This is a genomic window from Bdellovibrio sp. ArHS, from assembly GCF_000786105.1.
Classification (GTDB): domain Bacteria; phylum Bdellovibrionota; class Bdellovibrionia; order Bdellovibrionales; family Bdellovibrionaceae; genus Bdellovibrio.
Window position 1 is genome coordinate 1 of record NZ_JTEV01000010.1, and the last position, 18,350, is coordinate 18,350.

An 18,350-nucleotide genomic window follows, 5' to 3' on the forward strand; every position below is an offset into this window, starting at 1 on the left:
AAGCCCCGGCGGCAGCCGGCAGAGCTGAAGCGCCGGCAGGCGGATAAGCTGAAGCCCCGGCGGCAGCCGGCAGAGCTGAAGCGCCGGCAGGCGCGCAAGCTGAAGCAGCAAGAAACTTTTTAGAAGGAGAATTCAATGACGGTCATGAGTACCAAACTGGGAGTAAACGCATTCGGCGCGACACAAACAAAAGCCGAAAATGTCGGTGCTTCTAATATCAGTGCTCTCGATAAAGATAAACTTGGCGGCGAAAACGTCGGCGAAGTTTTAAATAAGATCGTAGATGCCAATTGGACTGATCCCGCTAAGAAGGCCCGTACAACGGGAAATCCCAACTTGGATAAAGATGCGTTCTTCAAGTTGATGCTGACCCAAATGAAAAATCAAGATCCGACGAATCCAATGAAGAGTCACGAGATGGCTGCGCAGCTTGCGAACTTCTCGTCTCTGGAGCAGATGCAGAACATGAACAAAACCTTAGAAGAATTGAAGAATGCACAAAAGCCTTCTGAAAGTTTCCAAGCGTTGAACTTGATCGGCAAGGCTGTGTCGGGAGATTCTTCGAAAGTCGTTCGTGGCGCGAATGATAAAGAACACGATTTCAAATTCAATCTGCCAATGGAAGCGGCGGAAGTGAGTGTGAAAGTTCGTGACTCCGAAGGCAACATAGTTCGCTCTTACACCCTCAAAGGTTTGAAGCCAGGAGAAAACAAACTGACTTGGAACGGTGAGGATGAAAAAGCAATGAAAGCTCCTCCGGGAGAATATCAATTCATCGCCGAAGCAAAAACGGGCGATGGAAAAAAGATGGGATTGAAAACAGACTTCGAAGGAATGATCACAGGTGTGAGTTATTCACCAGAAGGCCCTGTTCTTCACGTGGGAAATCAGGCGATTCGTTTCTCTGATGTGAAGAAGATCACAGACCCTCGTCTTATGAGCAACGACCAGAAAGTAAATGATGTTACAAACCTAGACTTGAAGAATGATGATGCCCTAGGACAAACTAAAAAAGAGGGGAATGTTGTTCAACAAACATCTTCCACTGCTAGCGCTCCTGCGGCAAAATCGAATATCATGAAAAACGTGGGTTTGTCCCGCGACATGATGGAGAAAATCGCCAAGGAGACAGCGAAGTAATGGTGGATTTAAAGAAGATACAAACATTCGATCAACTTGTTCCGAGCCAGCCAGGGAAGATAAAACAACCTGACTTGGGCAAGGGACCTTCCTTCAAGGATACCCTGGACGGTATTTCGGGCGTGACGCCACAGAATATCGGACAAGTGAATCCTCAAGGCCTGGCCAAGGCTGCTGAAGGAGTGAAGTTCTCGAATCACGCGATTGAGCGGATGAGAACTCGGGGAATTAGTTATTCACCCGAGGACATCACGAAGCTGCAAGACGCGATCTCGAGAGCGGCGGCGAAAGGTTCCAAGGATTCATTAGTTTTAATGAATGATTCGGCACTGATCGTCAGCGTGAAGAACAACACGGTAGTAACTGTCATGGACAAGAATGCATTGAAAGAAAATGTGTTCACGAACATCGACTCTACAGTGGTTATCTAGCACGCTCGCGGACGCGGAGGAGGCTGAAGAGCGGAGCTCGAAGGCTGAGCGAGTTCGCAAAGAAGTTAACAGAGTGGACGGGCTTAGTTAGCTTTTGTTAGAAAAATTAAATAATTTTAGGGCTGGTCCTCGTAGAGGAGGCCCTCCAAACGGCGGATTCCGATTGAAGACGCCAACGACATGGAGGTCACATGGGTATTCTTTCATCTCTTTACACGGGTGTGTCTGGTATGACTGCGCAAGGCGAAGCTTTGGGCGTTATCGGGGACAACATCGCCAACGCGAACACTATCGGTTTCAAAGCAAGCCGTGCAGAATTCCAAGACATCATTTCTAAAAACTTAAAAGGTATTCTTGGTGGTAACCAAATCGGTCGCGGTGTGAAGATCGGTGCAGTAAACCCAATCTTGACTCAAGGTAATATCGACGCCACAGAAAAAGTCACAGACTTGGCAATTTCTGGTGACGGTTACTTCAAAGTAAAAGGATCCGATGGTGAATCGTTCACTCGTGATGGTTCTTTCCACTTTGACCGTGAAGGTTACTTGGTAACGAACGATAACCAAAAAGTTCAAGGTTTCTCAACGGACGAAAAGGGCAATATCGTTAACAAAATGACAGATATCAAGTTCCCTCGCGCGTTGATTCCAGCAAAAGCGACGAAAGAATTGAAATTGGATCTGAACTTAGACTCGCGCATGGAAGCGACTAAGAAATTTGATATCAAAGATCCATATTCCACTTCTCACTACTCTACAGGCGTAGAGATGTTTGACTCTCAAGGTAACAAACACTTGGTAAGCTTCTTCTTCAACAAAGTGGCTGACCGTGAATGGGAATTCAAAGGGTTGGTTGACGGTAAAGAAGTCACTGGTGGCGATGAAGGTGCATTGTCTCAGGTGGTTGCCGGTAAGTTGACATTCACTGTTGATGGTAAATTGGATTCTCAGGAAACGACAGAAACAAACTTTAACTTCAAGGGCGGTGCTCTTCAAGATCAACAAGTTAAAATCAACTTCGGTGACGCCATTAAAGACGGCGGTAAAGGTTTGGAAGGTACTAAGCAGTACGGTAAGAATTCAGACCTGATCTCTTGGCACCAAGATGGCGCGGCGGCAGGAACAATCACTGGTTTGTCATTCAATGACGAAGGTATTTTGACTGCGGTTTACTCGAATGGACAGGCCTCTGACCTTGCGCAGATCGCTCTTGCGAAATTCGAAAATCCGGAAGCTCTGTTCAAAGTTGGTAACAACCGTTTGAAAGAATCCAGAGATTCGGGCGCGGCTTCTTTGGGCGGACCGGGTTCTGCGGGTCGTGGTAAGTTATTCGCAAAGTCTCTTGAGAGATCAACGGTAGACTTGGCTACGGAATTCGTAAACATGATTCAAAATCAACGTGGTTTCCAAGCCAATGCGAAGACAATCACGACGACAGATGAGCTTTTAAACGAGGTTATCCAGCTTAAGAGATAATACTAATCTGAACTAAAACCTAATGACCATGTCGACGGGCTTCCTGACCAGAAGCCCGTTTTTATTTTTGCAGCTCGCGTAAATGTGAAATCACTCTTTTGCAATCCTGATTACGGCATCGTTTGGTTTTATGTTTGCAATCCTCTCTAAGAAGTCCGTTAAATGTCTGTAATAATGGAGTGTTTTTAGGATTATATTACAAATACGACTTTTGTTTAGAGACAAAACTGATATATCCTTGGGCTCAGAAATAACATGAACGTAACAAAGGTGACTCTGTATGAGATGCTTAGTAGTTGAAGACGATAACGAAATCGCAACGATCGTGAAACAGGGCTTAGGGGAACTTGAAGGCGAAGTGGAAGTTGAATCAAACGGCCGCCGCGCTTACGAGAGAGCTTTGACAAATCATTACGACATCATCGTACTTGATCTAATGCTTCCCGAAATGGACGGTTACACTTTCGCAAAGTCATTGCGTGAAAAAGAAGTGAATACGCCCATCCTGATCCTGAGTGCTTTGCGCGAGTTGGATGACCGCCTAAAAGGTTTGAGCATGGGTGGCGATGACTACCTGACGAAACCTTTTGCCATGGCGGAATTGCAGATTCGCGTAAAAAATCTTTTGAAGCGTGCGCAAAAGGCCTCTGAAGTGACGCAATTGGTTTTCCAAGACTTAAAGTTAAACCGATTGAATCGCGAAGTGGTTCGTGCAGGGCGCAAGTTGGATCTGCAAGAAAGAGAATTCGTTCTTCTAGATCTGTTCATGAGCAATCCCAATAAAATCATCGGAAAACAAACTATCTTAAAGGAAGTTTGGAATTATGATTTCGATCCACAAACAAACGTGGTAGACGTATTGGTATGCCGTTTAAGAAACAAGTTAGAAAAAGACTTCCCTACACGACTTATCTATACGGTCAGAGGTGTAGGATATGTTCTTAAGTCGTCTTAAGCCGACTCTTTTCCGAATCAGCACTAAACTGACGCTCGCGTACTCTTTAGTGCTGATCCTTAGTTCGACCGTCATATTCAGCTTTTTATATTTCCAAATCAGTCATGCCCTGCAAAATCAGGAGCGTCTGGTTTTGGGCGCCAAGCTTGAGGAGTACCGCAATCGTATCGAAATGAGCGGGCTGAAAGAGCTGACAAACTATTTTTCTTACGTTCCTGACTATGATCCGAATGCGTCACTGCTGGTGGGACTGGTTTCGCCACGAGGAGAAATTCTTTTTCTGCATGAACCTGTGGCCGGTCTGTCAGTTGATTTTGAAGATCTGAAAACGGAAGTGATCAATCAAAGATCCCCGCATTTCGATTTCGCGATGCCTGAGAATAGAAGAAACGACAGTCTTTTGGTCTTCGGAAAAACTCTGAAAGAGGGGAACCGACTTTTCGTTGCGAAAAGCACAGAAGGGCTCGGCGTTCAATTGCGCAACTTACAGAAAATCTTCTGGTGGTTGTTATTGCCGGTTGCCCTGGTCGGTTTTCTGGGCGGATTATTTCTTTCGAATAACACCCTCAGCCCGGTCCGTGAACTACTGACGTCCATGAAAAAGATTGAAAGTGGTTCCTTGTCAACGCGTGTCCCGATTGGCGGCAGTGATGACGAACTTGAAGAGCTCAAAATTCTTTGCAACAAAATGCTCGATAAAATTGAAAACCTGGTGAACGGCCTGAAAGAGGCTTTTGATCACTTGGCGCATGATATTCGCACTCCGGTAACTCGACTGCGCGGTCGTGCGGAGCTGGCCTTGCAGGGCGAAGGGGATATAGAAACCTATCGTGAAGCTTTGCAAAGTTGTTTTGAAAATTCAGACAAAATTCTTAACTTCTTGCAAGTGCTTACAGATATTACTGAAGCTGAAAACCGTAGTAAGAAACTAAAACTTGAAAAGAAATTCATCAGTCAGTTGGTCGAAGAAATGATGAGTTTGTATGAAATGGCTTTTGAGGAAAAAGATATTAAGATCACGCAAAAACTGGATGCCCATGACTGGGCGATGGTGGATGCGCGTCTCATCAGTCGGGTGATCGCGAATCTTTTGGATAATGCTCATAAGTACACGCCTTCGGGTGGCGAAGTGAAGATCGAAACAATCAATCAAACTGAAAATGTCATTCTGCGAGTGACCGACACCGGTCCCGGAATCGCTGCTGAAGAACAAAGTGCGGTGTTTCAAAAGCTTTATCGCAGCGATAAAAGCCGTTCCGAGTACGGCATGGGCTTGGGGTTGACCTTCGTGAAAGCGGTTGTGGAGGCACACGATGGGAAGGTTTCTGTAAGAAGTCCGGTCAAAGATGGAAAAGGCACGGAATTTGAGGTTCTTTTACAAAAGATGTCCTAACAAAGCGCAGTCATTGCGCTTTGTTCTGTTAAGCCCATCTCATTTGGGTTATTATTAAGCAAATTCGAATACACCAAGGGTTTCGCTTTAATCGGCGAAAGTTTTTTGATGGTAGGGTCGCCATCCTTAAAGAAGGGTGCTCCTATGGAACTTGGTGAAAAGCTTCTTAATCTGCTATTTATTTTTATTCCACTTGTCGTTTTTGTTTCTCTCTTCTTTTTCTTAGAAGCGAAAAGAAAAAGCAAAGAGATGGATTCTTCCAAACAGGTCCTTCATAAATCTAAAGGGCGTTGATACGCGAACTAAACACCTAAATAGGATTTCCGAACCTCGTCGTTATTCAAAAGATTCTGTGCGGAATCCTGCATAACGACGCGGCCGGTTTCTAAAACATAAGCGCGGTGGGATATTTTTAAAGCCATACGGGCATTTTGCTCTACGAGAAGTACCGTCATGCCTTCTTTATTGAGTTTTTTTACAATCTCAAAGATCTGAGCGACGATCAAAGGAGCTAACCCCAAGGAAGGCTCATCCAAAAGAAGCAGTTTAGGTTTGGCCATCAATGCGCGGCTGATCGCTAACATTTGCTGCTCGCCACCCGAAAGTGTGCCAGCCATTTGCGCAATGCGCTCTTTCAGTCTGGGAAAAAGCTCAAAGCACATATCCAGGTCGCTCTTGATTTGCGTCTTGTCAGAACGGGTGTAGGCCCCCATTTCCAGATTTTCGTAGACGCTCATTTGCGGAAAGACGCCGCGGCCTTCGGGGGATTGGGCAATCCCCAGGTTCACCCTTTTAAAGGTAGGCACTTTGTTTAAGTTCTGACTGGCAAAAGAAATCTGCCCCTGCACGGGCACCAGTCCTGATATCGCTCGTAAAGTCGTGGTTTTTCCGGCGCCATTGGCTCCGATTAAAGATACGACCTCACCTTCATTTACATAAAAGCTGACGCCCTTCAGGGCCTGAATAGAGCCATAAAAGACTTCAAGATTCTCGACAGTTAAAAGAGGAGAAGTCATTCTTTTTCCTCCACGCCCAAATAGGCCTCGATCACTTTTTGTGAACCTTGTATTTTTTGCGGACCGCCCTCTTCGATTTTTACACCGTGATCTAGAACGATGATGTTTTCGCAGATTCCCATGACAAGTTTCATATCGTGTTCAATCAGAAGAACCGTTAGTTTAAACTGCTCGCGGATTTTTGCGATAGTCTCCATCAAGTGATGGGTTTCTGAATGATTCATGCCTGCGGCAGGTTCGTCCAAAAGAATGATCTTCGGGTCCGTCGCCAATGCGCGCACAATCTCAAGCTTGCGCTGCTCTCCATAAGGCAACGCTGACGCTGGTTTGTGCGCTTTTTCATCCAAATGGAAAATTTTAAGAAGGCTCATCGCCTTTTCCTGCAAATCTTGTTCAGCTTTACGGAAACGAGATGTTTGCAGAAGAGTATCAAAGATTCCATAGTGCATGTGTTGATGGCCAGCGATCAAGACGTTATCTAGAACCGTCAAACCTTTAAAAAGTCGAATATTCTGAAAGGTGCGAGTCACGCCTTGATGAGAGATCTCATAGGGCTTTAAACCCTTCAGGGATTTCCCTTCAAGGGCGACGTCTCCGAATGTGGGTTGATAAACTCCGGTCAGCATGTTGAAGACAGTGGTTTTTCCGGCTCCGTTAGGACCGATCAGGCCGGCAAGCTGACCTTTGTGAATTTTAAACTCTAAAGAGTCGACAGCTTTTAGGCCGCCAAACTGCATGGTGATCTTGCGTGCCTCAAGCAGAACGTCGGACATATTTTCTCCAAACATCTGTGATCTCGTTGTCGCCAAAGAGGCCCTTGGGACGAAGGATCATAACTAGGATCAAAAGCAACGAATAGATGACCATGCGTAAATCAACACCCGTAATTTCTTGCAAGGGTCGCAAGGCTTCGGGAAGGATGGTCAGGAAGACAGCCGCAACGATCGATCCCGTCATTGATCCCATTCCCCCTAGAACCACCATGATGACGGCATTCACGCTCAACAAAAAGGTGAACGAGGAAGGATTGATGAAATTCGTAAAGTGGGCAAACAAGGAGCCGGCGACTCCAGCAAAAAAACTGGAAAGAACGAAAGAGCGTACCTTCATTCGGGTGGTATTAATGCCCATAGCTTCTGCCGCGATTTCATCTTCACGCACGCTTAAAAAACCACGACCGTATGTCGAATGCATCACTCTCCAGATTGTGAAGAAACAGATGACCAGCCACACAGAAGCAAAAATGAATGAAAAAAGGAACGAACCAAAACCCGGAATCCCCGAATAGCCGCGAGGTCCGCCTAAGAAGTCCATATTAAGCAGGGCCACGCGGATAATTTCACCAAAGCCCAAAGTCACGATGGCCAGGTAGTCGCCTTTAAGTCTTAAAGAGGGCAGGCCGACTAAGAATCCCGCGACAGCCGCTAAAAGTCCTCCGCCAAGAGAATAAATGAAATATTCGATCGCTTGGAATGAAGGAGGAATAATATCCCAGTGAGTGTTGGCGTAAGCGGAAAAGTAAGCGCCGATCGCCATGAAACCAGCATGTCCCAAAGAGAACTGCCCGGTGTAACCGTTTACAAGATTCAAGCTCATGGATAAAAGACAATTCACCAACGCAAAAAGCAGAATCAGTTGGAAGTAGGCATTGAGTCCGAAATCTAGAATGAAGCCTAAAAAACAAAGAGTGATAAAAGCCAGAAGGGGAGATTTAACTGTTCTTATCATTAAACCTTCTCCACGGAGTATTTACCTAACAGACCTGCAGGCTTGAAAATCAAAATCACAATTAAAATGCCGAACGCCAGGGCGTCGCGATAGGTGCTGGAAAGATAGGCGACAACCATTTCTTCTGAAAGCCCCATAATCAAGGCTCCCAAAACCGCACCGCCCAAATTGCCGATGCCGCCCAGAACGGCGGCAACGAAAGCTTTCATGCCGATCATCATTCCCATCAAGGGATCAATTTTAGGGTATTTCATGCCGACCAGAACGCTGCCGACACCCGCGAGGGCCGAGCCGACAACGAACGTGAAAGCAATGATTCGATCCGGGTTGACGCCCATAAGGCTAGCGACCGAAGCGTTGCTGCTGACCGCGCGCATGGCGCGACCGATTTTGGTTTTAAAAATAAGAAACTGCAAAGCCACCATGGCAATAATGCTGACCACAAGCACAGTGACGTCGAAAGATTTAAGTTCGACGTTGCCGATATTAAAAAGAACGAAGTCGTTGATGACGGAAGGAAAGACTTTGGGATCTGCACCAAAAACGACCTGACCCGAATATTCCAAAAACAAACTGACACCGATGGCGGTAATCAGAATATTCAATTTCGGTGCATTTCTTAGGGGTCGATAAGCCAAACGTTCGATGACCAGTCCTAAAAGACTGCAGCAAACCATAGAAACAAGAAGAAGAGTGATCAAAGAGGAAATGCCCGGGTTGTTTTCGATTCCCATCCAACGGGCAAAATAATAGGCGGCAAAAGCGCCCACCATGTAAACATCAGAGTGGGCGAAGTTGATCATTTTCAGGATTCCATACACCATCGTGTAACCAAGGGCGATCAGTGCGTAAATAGAACCAAGACTGATACCGTTGATAATGTGTTGTATGAAATCCTGCATGCACCGTCCTTATGGCGTGATTGTCGTAATGTATTTTCGGTTGTTTCCGTCAACTTGGATGATCACCGCGCTTTTCACCGCGTCCCGATTTTCATTCAAGGTGATTTTGCCTGTCACGCCCGCAAAATCTTTCGTCTTTGCTAGTTCATCACGAATAGACTTGCCTGACAAGTCGGGAGCACGTTCAATCGCTGCCGCAAGAATTTTTCCTGCATCGTAGCCCAGAGCCGCCAAGGCATCGGGAGTCTCGTTGTATTTTGCTTTGAATTTTTTGATAAATTCAGTCACGGAAGGATCTGTTGATTCGGTTGTGTAGTGATTGGAATAGTAATTTCCGTTCACGGCCTCTTTGCCGATTTCTGATAACTTGTCGCTATCCCAGCCGTCGCCGCCCATCAGGGGAACTTTGATACCCAACTGACGAGCTTGTTGAGAAATCAATCCTACTTCTGTGTAGTAACCCGGAACATAAATGCCTTCTGGATTTTTTGAGCGGATCTGAGTGAGCTGAGCTTTAAAATCGATATCGCCGGCTTGGTAGCTTAAGTCGTTAGTGATTTCTCCGCCGCGTTTTTTAAACTCTTCAGCGAAAACGTCCGCCAGGCCGACACTGTAATCATTTTTCACGTCACGTAGAATCGCCACTTTTTTAAGTTTTAAGTTTTCACTGGCAAATTTCGCCATCACGAAACCTTGGAAAGGGTCGATGAAGCAGATGCGAAAGACGTAATCGCCGATTTTAGTCACATCGGGATTTGTCGAAGCGGGAGAAAGAAATGGAACTTTGGCATTTTGGGCGATAGGACCTGCCGCTTTGGAGCGACCACTGGCAACACCGCCGATGATAGCGACAACTTTGTTTTGGTTGATCAGACGGGTCACCGCCGCAGCGGCTTCTTCGTTTTTGCCTTGGTCATCCAAAGTCACCAAGGAAATTTTCTTTCCTTTGATGCCCCCGGCAGCATTCACCTCATCTAGGGCCAAGCGAACGCCTTTATTTGAACTCAACCCAAAAGTGGCATCACTTCCGGTCAAAGAGTCATATTCACCAATAACAATTTCATTTTCTTTTTTCGTACATCCCGCAACCAGCGGAAGCACCAAAGCCAAAGTTAATAGCAGGCGTTTCATCGGAACCTCATTTCTCAGTGTGCAAAATAGATACACTCTAGAATTCAAGTTCCGAAAACTCTGGTCAAGATAAAAAGGCAGAAGAAAGGCTTCGGAGGAAGCCTTAAGTCGCAAGAATATTTGCTAAAGAAAGCAGATCCAACTGGGTCTTCTTTTCATTCTTAGTCACAAGATCCAAAGGCACTTGCACCAGGCGTTCACCCTCAGTGCCGATCATAATGTCGCAATATCCTTTAAGCAGTGAATCGACTGCGGCAGCTCCCATGCGGCTGGCCAGTATTCGATCCGCGGCTGTCGGTGAGCCGCCACGCTGTTGATGACCTAAAATACAGACTTTCGCATCCATGCCTGATTTTTTGCGAATGGCATCAGCAAGATCATAGGCGCGGCCCGGCTTTTGCCCTTCCGCCGTGATAAGAATACTGCTGGTTTTTCCGCGAGCGATGGCATCTTTGATACGGTCCAAAGCCTTTTCCACCGTCGTATTACCCTCAGGCGTGAAGATTTCCTCGGCTCCTCCCGCAAGACCCACATGTGATGCGATAAAGCCCGAATTGCGCCCCATCACCTCAACAATAAAAAGTCGATCGTGGGAGGCTGCGGTGTCACGAATGCGGTCAATAGCCTCTAAAGCCGTGTTCACTGCGGTATCAAAACCAATTGTTTTGTCGCTGCCGTAAATGTCATTGTCGATGGTTCCAGGCACACCCACGATTGGAATTTGGTGTTCTTCCCACAGGGCGTGTGCTCCGCGAAAAGATCCGTCGCCACCAATACACACCAAGGCGTCAATGCCGGCGGCTTTGAGATGTTGTGCTGCTTTAGCTCGGCCCTCAGGCTTCATAAATTCGGTAGAGCGGCCTGTTTTTAAAATAGTGCCGCCACGTTGAATGATGTTCGCCATATCACGCAGATGCAGTTGCGAAATTTTATTTTCCATCATTCCGACGTAGCCATTTTGGATGCCATAGACCTCGAGGTGTTGGGCAATCCCAACGCGAACAACCGCACGAATCGCGGCATTCATTCCCGGGGCGTCGCCACCGCTTGTATAGACACCGATCTTTTGAATTTTTTTGCTAAACTGAGCCATGGAGTAAGGCTACCGATCTGCGTTCGAAAAGCCAAGTTCATTTGGGAGAGGGGAAATAAAAAAGGCGTTCCGATGGAACGCCTTTTAATGATCGGAATCGTTTTTAAACGATTACTTCACCATTGATTTGAATTCTGCGCCAGCGCGGAATTTTGGAGCCCAAGCAGCTGGAATTTTGATTGCTTTACCAGTTTGTGGGTTGCGACCAGTGCGAGCTTTGCGTTTTGCTTTAGTGAAAGTACCGAAGCCAACAAGTTTAACGTCGTCGCCTTTTTTAACTGATTTTTTGATGTTTTCTACTGCGCAATCAAGGATCATTTCAGCTTGAGCTTTAGAAACTTTTGTTTCAGTAGCGATTTTTTCGATAAGTTGAGCTTTGTTCATGTGAACTCCTCTTTGAGACACCTTTGTGTGTCCGTCGTTGTAAATAAAAATCGTGATGATAACTCTTCGTCATCCAATGACATCGTCATGAAAATGCAAAATCTGAAATTCGTCAATAGCAAAATGTGAAAACGACTCTGAGTGCGCGTTTCAGCCGCATCAGTGCATGTCTTCAGAAGAATCTTCGTCGTCCATACTTAAAGCATCACTTGAAGAATCTTTGACGGGAATTTTGTATTCTTCGCTGGCCCACGCGCCAAGATCGATGATGCGGCATCGTTCTGAGCAGAAGGGACGAAAAGGATTTTCTGGTGAGTACAACGCTAAACGCCCGCACTGCGGGCATTTAACTTGTCTTGGTTTTTGAGGTTCTGTCATAAGTGAATCTTTGCTGAGTCTTGCCGCGAGTGCAAGACGCAGAGCTTAGTATCTTTTAAATTTACCTGTTGCGAACTTCGTTGCGACGTTGTTGTACGGGTAATAAAGATCATAGGTGAAGTAACCGTCTTGCAAAGTTCCCTGAAGAACTTGGATTTGGATCAAGCGTAAACCGCCGCCGTTCCAGTAAGAACCCTGCGCACGGATCTCAAAACCTTTACTGTTATTGATCAAGCTGAATGTGTTGTTCGAGTTCAAAACAAGCGGATTGAACGCAACGCCACCGGCATCCCAACCCAAGCTGAAGTTCCATTGGAAGAAACTTGGAGCCGGATAAGCTTCGAAGCGCACCGCTGGTCGCATCGAACTGTCCATGGAAAATGCAACTTTGAATGAACCAGAAACCCAGTTGTTACAATCTGAAAGACCGCCATTCCAGCCCCAGATGTTTCTGTCACACACAGCCATCGCTTCTTTAAGGAATTGTTTGTAGGCGCCCGAATTTACGATCGTCATGTCGCCATTGACAGTGGATACTCCGCCCCAATTGTTCACGTAGGAACGATTGAAGTCATAATATTGTACAGGGCCTGTGATAGTTCCGGTTCCAGGGTTTGAACCATTCACCCACACGCAGTAGGCGCCGTTGTACACATAGCCAGTAGGGCAGGTGTAAGTTGTGGTTCCACCCCCATCACCATTGCTACAGCCAGCCATCACCGCCGCGACAGACATCATCGCAACTAAGGATGCTAAGAGCTTTTTCATAACAAACCTCTTTCTAAATAAACTTCTACATCTAATCTGCAATACAGAAGTCATGCCACATAAGTGTGTCGATGAGTCCGCGCTATTTTCGTGCTGAAGGCGGGGCAAGTGTTTAAACCTTAGTGAGCGGGGTCAATTTGTGTCACATCAGGAAAATCTCAAAATGAGACAAGCTTATTTTCACTCGGAAAAGCGCCGTTTTTAGGAATACCAATTGGAATCTTTTCCGTCGAGAAAACAGCAGATCTGTGATAAGGTGCCCCGTTATGATCCAGCGAAAGTATTTACCTTACATTCTTGGAGCTGTTCTTCTGATGGCTCTTCTGGCGATGGCGCAGTCGCCGCGCGTTTTATTTAAAAGCAAAACTGGTCAACGTGTGCAAGTACAAGAATCCACGTCAGGATACTTCTATCTTCCGGTGGGCTCCAAGAACGTCTCTGGTCTGACCGAGATTGATTATGCGCAGTTGCTTGGCCAGTTTCTGGTAAAAAATATGGCCAAAGTGCAAGATGCGACAGGAAAAAAGCTGATCATCCCCTACGAGTGGCAAAGTCCTTACTTCGCGGCGTTCGCGCAGCAAAAAGAAGATTTTATGCAGATCTCTGTTTGGGGTGGAATGGTGCGCGCGCCCGGAGCAACTAAAGCGGCTTTAGCGGCGATTCTTTGTCATGAGCTCGGTCATATTCTTGGCGGCGAGCCCCGCCAAACTATTCCGGGCTCGGACTGGGCTTCGATTGAAGGCCAGTCGGACTATTACGCCGCTTCTGTGTGTTTACCGGAATTACTAAGTGCCTACCCTGACCTCGTGTCATCCATCGACGAAGACGTAAAAAAGGTGTGTGAGCAAAACGAGCTGTGCGAAAAGACCTTGCAGGCTGGCGTAGAAATGGTGCGACTGCTGCAAAAATACTCCTACCGGGAATATACGCCGGTCAGTCTGTTCACTCCCGCGCCGGCTGCTTCAGAGCTGATTCGTAACACCTATCCTTCGGATCAATGTCGTATGGATAGCTTTGTGCAAGGCAGTCTTTGTCAATTAGGAGCTTGTCGTGCTCCGGTGTGTTGGCTTCCGTAAAAGAAAATAAAATCCCAACGCGATAATCAAGAAGCTGATCCAACTTGAAATGGACATTCCTAAAGAAGGGCCGCGGAAGTCGTCGCGGAAGAATTCCATAATCAGGCGTCCAATCGCATGCAGAATCATCCAGATATAAAAAACAGCTCCGACTCGTTTTCGAGGAGCTTTTTCCAGACCTAAAAGAATAAATAAAACGCCCAGCTCCCAAGCGGCGGCGTAAGCTTGTGTGGGGTGTCGTCCCCCATAGGCCCATGGCAGTTCGCAGTATTTTCCGAAGCAACATCCCGCCAACAGGCAAGCGATGCGACCCATGACGTAAGAAAACGAAAGGACCGGAGCAAACATATCCAGATAGTTTTCAAGCTGGGATTTGTTTTTAAGAAACAAATAAATGATGGCCGCAAATCCTGCGAGCAGCGCCCCGCCATAAAAGACAAATCCGCCATTCCATATTTGCAGGACGCGAGTTGGTTCTTCACGATAGTAAGGAAAGTCTTCGTAAAACACGTGAAAAAGACGGCCCCCGATGAACCCCGAGACCATCACGATAAGACTTAAGTCTAGCGTCAACCGTCGCGAAAGCCCCAATGAGTGCGATCGCTGCACCAGCCACCAAAGGCAAATACTCACCGTCATACTTAAAATTAAGTAGTAGGTGGGAACTGCAAAATGGGATGAAAGAGGAATCACAGGATACAAAAAACCTCCGCCTACACCGACGATAGACTTAATTTTCTTTTATTCCCTAAAATATTCAACTCGATTCTGGTCAAGCCCTGACAACTAATTACATAATGACAATATATGAAGTTGCACCCTGCCGAAATTGCTAAGGAAATTAAAAGTTTCTCGTTCTTCAAATCGTTCAGTGAGGATTTGCTTCTACAGGCCTCAGCAATGATTCATTTGGAAACTATTCCGGCGGGAAGCCTTATTCTTCAAGAAGGAAAAAAGAACACATCTCTTTTTTTTCTTAGAGCGGGTTCTGTCGAAGTCGCGCTGGCGGGCGAAGTGATCGCGACTTTAAGCACACCCGGCGAAGTTTTTGGTGAAATGAGTGTCATCACTTCAAATCTGACCTCCACGACGGTGAAGGCTTTGACTCCGGTCGAATGCTTTGTCATTCGCTCTGAGGATTTTGGCCATGTTCATCCGAAAGACAAAGATCGTTTCCAGGCTCTTTTGTATCAGATCTACTGTTTCATTTTGACCGAGCGACTGATGCGAACCAACGAAAAAGCCCGCCTTTTTGAGATTCTCAATCGAGAATTGCATGAGGCACAAAGCGCCATTGAACAAAGTGGTGGAGGACGGGTTCTTTTGGTTGAACCCGATAAAAAGCAGCAGTTACCGATCCGCATGGCTTTGGGTGGCACCGGTGTGCAGTTGGATATCGCCAGCGACTCGGCGATGGGACACTCTTTCTTGACCGAAAATAAGTATGACATCGTTCTTTGTGAAGAAGACTGCGTGGACGTGCTGAAGGATGTGCAGGATAAAAAATCCGCTCCCTATGCTGTTTTGCTTACTAATAAGAATGTGCAGGGTAATCTGCAAGTCCTGGAGAAAAATCGTTTCGTCGAACACATTATCTCTCGCGATGCGGAAGATAGAAATGCGACGATACGCTATGTTCTTACGGCTTTAAGTAAATTGTTGAATAAAGATCTTTTTGGTATTGAAAAATACCTGACCTGGGGAGTAGAGGTGCAGAGTCGCGCCGTGACCCATTCTGGGCAGCGGGAAGCACTTCGTGAAGATATTTACGCCTATTTTAAGAAGATGGGTATTCGCAGCACAGTGCTTGATCGCGTAAATACTGTGGTTGAAGAAATGCTGATGAATGCCATCTATGATGCGCCTGTGGATGCGCAGGGAAAGTCCATCTTCAATCACATTTCCCGTAAAGAAGAAGTTAAACTGGACACCCACCAGCAGTCCTTACTGACCTTTGCCAGTGACGGCGTTTTGTTGGCAGTGTCGGTGAAAGATCCATTTGGTTCGTTAACAAAAAACATCATCGTGGACTATCTTTTAAGCTGTTATAACGGCCAAGCCGGCAGTATGAATAAAGAAAAAGGTGGGGCCGGTCGAGGATTGCATCAGATTATTGAGAATGCGGATCTGACGGTGTTCAACGTGAAAAAAGGCGTGCGCACCGAAGTGATCTGTTTGTTTAATGTTGACGGTCAAAAGCGCGAAGCTCAGCCTTCATTCCACTATTTCTTCGTGTAACTTAAAAAGCCGATCAGCATTTGCCCGATCAATATACAAGGCACCGTGGGTAATTCCGTGGATGCCAGCGAAACCGCAAATCCCAAAACACTTCCCAAAGAGGCAATGACAACAACCTTTGTTGTATAAGACTGAAGATTTTTGCTTCGCAAAGACGCAAAGCTGGTCGCAATGAACAATGATCCCATGGTGTAAAGATATCCCATGCTCTGCACCGCCACCGTCGTTAAAATCAATGTTCCAATATCAAAGATCTTATTTCTATGATTGCGATGAATGAAGCTGTGATTAACCAACTGAAAGGAAATCATCGAGAGCTCTTGCCAACGCCAGAAAAGAAAGGCGCCAAAGGCGGCTCCCGCCACCAGGCTCATTTGCGCAGCCTTGTCACTCATGACGGCAATGTCTCCGAAATAGGCGGCCGCCATATGTGACTCTAATGCGGGAGTGATCGAGGTGATAAGATAGGTCAAAGACAGAAAGAATACGAAAAGAGTCAAATAAATATGATTACGATCGGCTCGGGACTCAATCCAGAAGTCCGAAATAAGCAAAGTAATCCAACCCAAGCAAAGACCCAGAATAAGATTCAGACTATGAAAGTCCGTCCCTAAAATTAAATTAAGAACAAACCCAAGCACGATGCCTAATGAAGAACCTTGCCCCAGGACAAAGATTTGCGTGCTCTTGGCTCGCGCTGTCCACTGGCCTCCGATCAGCGCCAGGACCGTCGCCATAACCACACTAGCTGGAAGCGCCCACTGATAGATTTTTAGTAAGTCCAGGAATGAGCTCATCGGATCTCCACAAACTTAACCGTGGGCCAGCTTTGCACGAAGGCACGGTGAGAAACGATGATTAAAGAACTCTGGGGATTCTTCGTTAAAAATTGCGCCAAAGCTTCTTCCAGAGTTTGAATCGAATCTTTATCGACATGGTTGAAGGGCTCATCCAAAACTAAAATTTTTGGATTTTTTGCGATAACGGCGGCCAATAGAACTTTCTGACGTTCACCACCACTGGCCGTGTTCCACTTTTTACTGAGGTCAAGTCCCTTAAGAACAGAAAGATCGCGCGCGGGTTCTGGAAGCATGTCCTGCAAGGTCAAAGGCAAATGGAAATTCAAACTTCCTAGCTGCGGAAGATATTGGATTTCCTGTTCGGAAATAGAAAATTGAAAGCGTCCTTCATAGTGTTTGTGCAAGCCTAAGAGGGTCTTTAAAACAGAACTTTTTCCCGAGCCGTTGTCGCCGCGTAAGAAAAGCACGTCTCCCTCTTGAAGATCAAAATCCACCGACGGAGAAAGAGAACTTCCTTCTCGGCTGAGCGCCTTTAAATTTCGAACTTCAAGAACTTTTCTCATGGAAGAGATTTTACCAACAATTTTTGCAGACCTTCAATCGTCTTAGCTGCTGAACTGCCGGAAGTTTGCACGTACGACGGAACTGTCACCACGGGGATACCGGAAAGTTCCGTAAATCTTTCCAAAGCTTTGTGAGGTGCCGACGGCGTGGCAAATAAAATGGCAACATGGTTTTCTTTCGCAAGTTTTGCCACCTGGGCCAGGCGGGCCGCGGAAGGGGGGACTCCGGGTTTTTCTTCCAACGACCCCAAAGATTCAATGCCGTAGACATTGAAAAAATATGTGAACTCCTTGTGGTATTCCATGACCTTTATCTTTTTCACGGATTTTTGCAGCTCCGTCTGCAAATTAGTCATCGTTTTTTTAAATGAATCATAATTTTTCGAAAACTCTGTGGCTTTTGCGGGCTCTAGCGCCGAAAGAACACGCAGCACTTCAGCACCAGCTTCGATCAGTTTTGCCGGAGACAGATTAAAGTGTGGATTCCCTTGCGCGTGCACATCCCCCAGGGATCGGTTGATTACTCCCACGGGAACATCCAGGGGTTTCACGGCGTTGCCTAAAACACAGAATCCTTTTCCACCTTGCTGTACTTGCGCATTTCCGGCTTTCTCAAGAACTTTGGGAAGCCAGCCGACTTCCAGGTCCAATCCCATCGAGCAAACAACGTCGGCTCGATTGACCTTAAGAATATAATCGGGACGAGCTTCTGCGTAGTGCGCATCTTCACGGCCTGTCAGAAGAGATTGCGTTTCGACCTCGTTTCCGCCGATGGTTTGCACGACTTCGGCAATTTCAGGAAGTGTGGTAACGACTTTGATTTTTGCCAGCGAAATGGAAGCACAGAAGACGCCCATCGCAAAAATAAAACTTTTCATA

Annotated in this window: 21 protein-coding genes; 7 read left to right on the plus strand and 14 right to left on the minus strand. The window is 46.4% G+C overall.

Annotated features, from left to right (window positions below; genetic code table 11):
- The first annotated feature begins 135 nt into the window (after positions 1–135).
- The 5 genes from OM95_RS04370 to OM95_RS04390 all read left to right on the plus strand — a co-directional run bounded on the left by OM95_RS04370 (position 136) and on the right by OM95_RS04390 (position 5,394).
- On the plus strand, positions 136–1,140 hold the full coding sequence (locus OM95_RS04370) for a flagellar hook capping FlgD N-terminal domain-containing protein (protein ID WP_041870740.1): 1,005 nt from the start codon (positions 136–138) through the stop codon (positions 1,138–1,140).
- Positions 1,140–1,571 carry a TIGR02530 family flagellar biosynthesis protein gene (locus OM95_RS04375; RefSeq protein ID WP_041870742.1) on the plus strand — a complete coding sequence of 144 codons (432 nt, stop codon included), beginning with the start codon at positions 1,140–1,142 and terminating at the stop codon, positions 1,569–1,571. The genes OM95_RS04370 and OM95_RS04375 overlap by 1 nt, the downstream gene beginning before the upstream one ends.
- Positions 1,572–1,762: 191 nt before the next feature.
- Positions 1,763–3,046, plus strand: coding sequence for a flagellar hook protein FlgE (locus OM95_RS04380; RefSeq protein WP_041870744.1), 1,284 nt, complete (start codon positions 1,763–1,765; stop codon positions 3,044–3,046).
- Positions 3,047–3,326: 280 nt separating this feature from the next.
- Entirely contained in the window at positions 3,327–4,001 is a 675-nt protein-coding gene (locus tag OM95_RS04385; RefSeq protein WP_041870746.1) for a response regulator transcription factor, read from the plus strand.
- Complete coding sequence (locus OM95_RS04390; RefSeq protein ID WP_291515560.1) at positions 3,982–5,394, plus strand: ATP-binding protein; 1,413 nt, start codon at positions 3,982–3,984, stop codon at positions 5,392–5,394. Before OM95_RS04385 ends, OM95_RS04390 begins: the two co-directional genes overlap by 20 nt.
- Here the strand turns inward: OM95_RS04390 and OM95_RS17085 are convergent.
- The 10 genes from OM95_RS17085 to OM95_RS04435 form a co-directional block, all read right to left on the minus strand.
- Positions 5,391–5,657 carry a hypothetical protein gene (locus OM95_RS17085; RefSeq protein ID WP_291515561.1) on the minus strand — a complete coding sequence of 89 codons (267 nt, stop codon included), beginning with the start codon at positions 5,655–5,657 and terminating at the stop codon, positions 5,391–5,393. The genes OM95_RS04390 and OM95_RS17085 overlap by 4 nt on opposite strands.
- 39 nt (positions 5,658–5,696) lie before the next feature.
- Positions 5,697–6,410 (minus strand): ABC transporter ATP-binding protein, encoded by a 714-nt coding sequence (locus OM95_RS04395; RefSeq protein ID WP_041870750.1) that lies wholly within the window; start codon positions 6,408–6,410, stop codon positions 5,697–5,699.
- Complete coding sequence (locus OM95_RS04400; RefSeq protein ID WP_041870752.1) at positions 6,407–7,183, minus strand: ABC transporter ATP-binding protein; 777 nt, start codon at positions 7,181–7,183, stop codon at positions 6,407–6,409. Before OM95_RS04400 ends, OM95_RS04395 begins: the two co-directional genes overlap by 4 nt.
- Positions 7,164–8,138, minus strand: coding sequence for a branched-chain amino acid ABC transporter permease (locus OM95_RS04405; RefSeq protein ID WP_291515562.1), 975 nt, complete (start codon positions 8,136–8,138; stop codon positions 7,164–7,166). The genes OM95_RS04400 and OM95_RS04405 overlap by 20 nt, the downstream gene beginning before the upstream one ends.
- Positions 8,138–9,040 (minus strand): branched-chain amino acid ABC transporter permease, encoded by a 903-nt coding sequence (locus OM95_RS04410; protein ID WP_041870754.1) that lies wholly within the window; start codon positions 9,038–9,040, stop codon positions 8,138–8,140. The genes OM95_RS04405 and OM95_RS04410 overlap by 1 nt, the downstream gene beginning before the upstream one ends.
- A 9-nt stretch (positions 9,041–9,049) precedes the next feature.
- Entirely contained in the window at positions 9,050–10,171 is a 1,122-nt protein-coding gene (locus OM95_RS04415) for an ABC transporter substrate-binding protein (protein WP_041870756.1), read from the minus strand.
- 103 nt (positions 10,172–10,274) lie between these two features.
- A complete protein-coding gene (gene pfkA, locus OM95_RS04420) occupies positions 10,275–11,243 on the minus strand; it encodes a 6-phosphofructokinase (protein WP_041871068.1) in 969 nt (322 codons plus the stop codon).
- Between the two features lie 132 nt (positions 11,244–11,375).
- Complete coding sequence (locus OM95_RS04425) at positions 11,376–11,648, minus strand: HU family DNA-binding protein (protein WP_041870758.1); 273 nt, start codon at positions 11,646–11,648, stop codon at positions 11,376–11,378.
- Between the two features lie 159 nt (positions 11,649–11,807).
- A complete protein-coding gene (locus OM95_RS04430) occupies positions 11,808–12,026 on the minus strand; it encodes a DNA gyrase inhibitor YacG (protein ID WP_041870760.1) in 219 nt (72 codons plus the stop codon).
- 45 nt (positions 12,027–12,071) lie between these two features.
- Positions 12,072–12,794, minus strand: coding sequence for a hypothetical protein (locus OM95_RS04435; RefSeq protein ID WP_041870762.1), 723 nt, complete (start codon positions 12,792–12,794; stop codon positions 12,072–12,074).
- A gap of 266 nt (positions 12,795–13,060) precedes the next feature.
- Between OM95_RS04435 and OM95_RS04440 the strand changes: the two genes are divergently transcribed.
- Complete coding sequence (locus OM95_RS04440) at positions 13,061–13,870, plus strand: M48 family metalloprotease (protein ID WP_041870764.1); 810 nt, start codon at positions 13,061–13,063, stop codon at positions 13,868–13,870.
- Here the strand turns inward: OM95_RS04440 and OM95_RS04445 are convergent.
- Positions 13,832–14,563 (minus strand): prolipoprotein diacylglyceryl transferase, encoded by a 732-nt coding sequence (locus OM95_RS04445; protein WP_291515604.1) that lies wholly within the window; start codon positions 14,561–14,563, stop codon positions 13,832–13,834. The two genes, OM95_RS04440 and OM95_RS04445, sit on opposite strands and share 39 nt — an antisense overlap.
- Positions 14,564–14,677: 114 nt before the next feature.
- On the opposite strand from OM95_RS04445, the gene OM95_RS04450 reads away from it, so the two are divergent.
- On the plus strand, positions 14,678–16,108 hold the full coding sequence (locus OM95_RS04450) for a cyclic nucleotide-binding domain-containing protein (RefSeq protein ID WP_041870767.1): 1,431 nt from the start codon (positions 14,678–14,680) through the stop codon (positions 16,106–16,108).
- Here the strand turns inward: OM95_RS04450 and OM95_RS04455 are convergent.
- From OM95_RS04455 to OM95_RS04465, 3 genes are read right to left on the minus strand one after another with little or no spacing between them, the layout of a single operon-like run.
- Positions 16,093–16,905 carry a metal ABC transporter permease gene (locus OM95_RS04455; protein ID WP_041870769.1) on the minus strand — a complete coding sequence of 271 codons (813 nt, stop codon included), beginning with the start codon at positions 16,903–16,905 and terminating at the stop codon, positions 16,093–16,095. The genes OM95_RS04450 and OM95_RS04455 overlap by 16 nt on opposite strands.
- Positions 16,902–17,471 (minus strand): ATP-binding cassette domain-containing protein, encoded by a 570-nt coding sequence (locus OM95_RS04460; RefSeq protein WP_041870771.1) that lies wholly within the window; start codon positions 17,469–17,471, stop codon positions 16,902–16,904. The genes OM95_RS04455 and OM95_RS04460 overlap by 4 nt, the downstream gene beginning before the upstream one ends.
- The gene (locus OM95_RS04465) at positions 17,468–18,349 is read right to left on the minus strand and encodes a metal ABC transporter substrate-binding protein (RefSeq protein WP_041870773.1); all 882 of its coding nucleotides are present in this window, start codon (positions 18,347–18,349) and stop codon (positions 17,468–17,470) included. The genes OM95_RS04460 and OM95_RS04465 overlap by 4 nt, the downstream gene beginning before the upstream one ends.
- Between the last annotated feature and the right edge of the window lies 1 nt (position 18,350).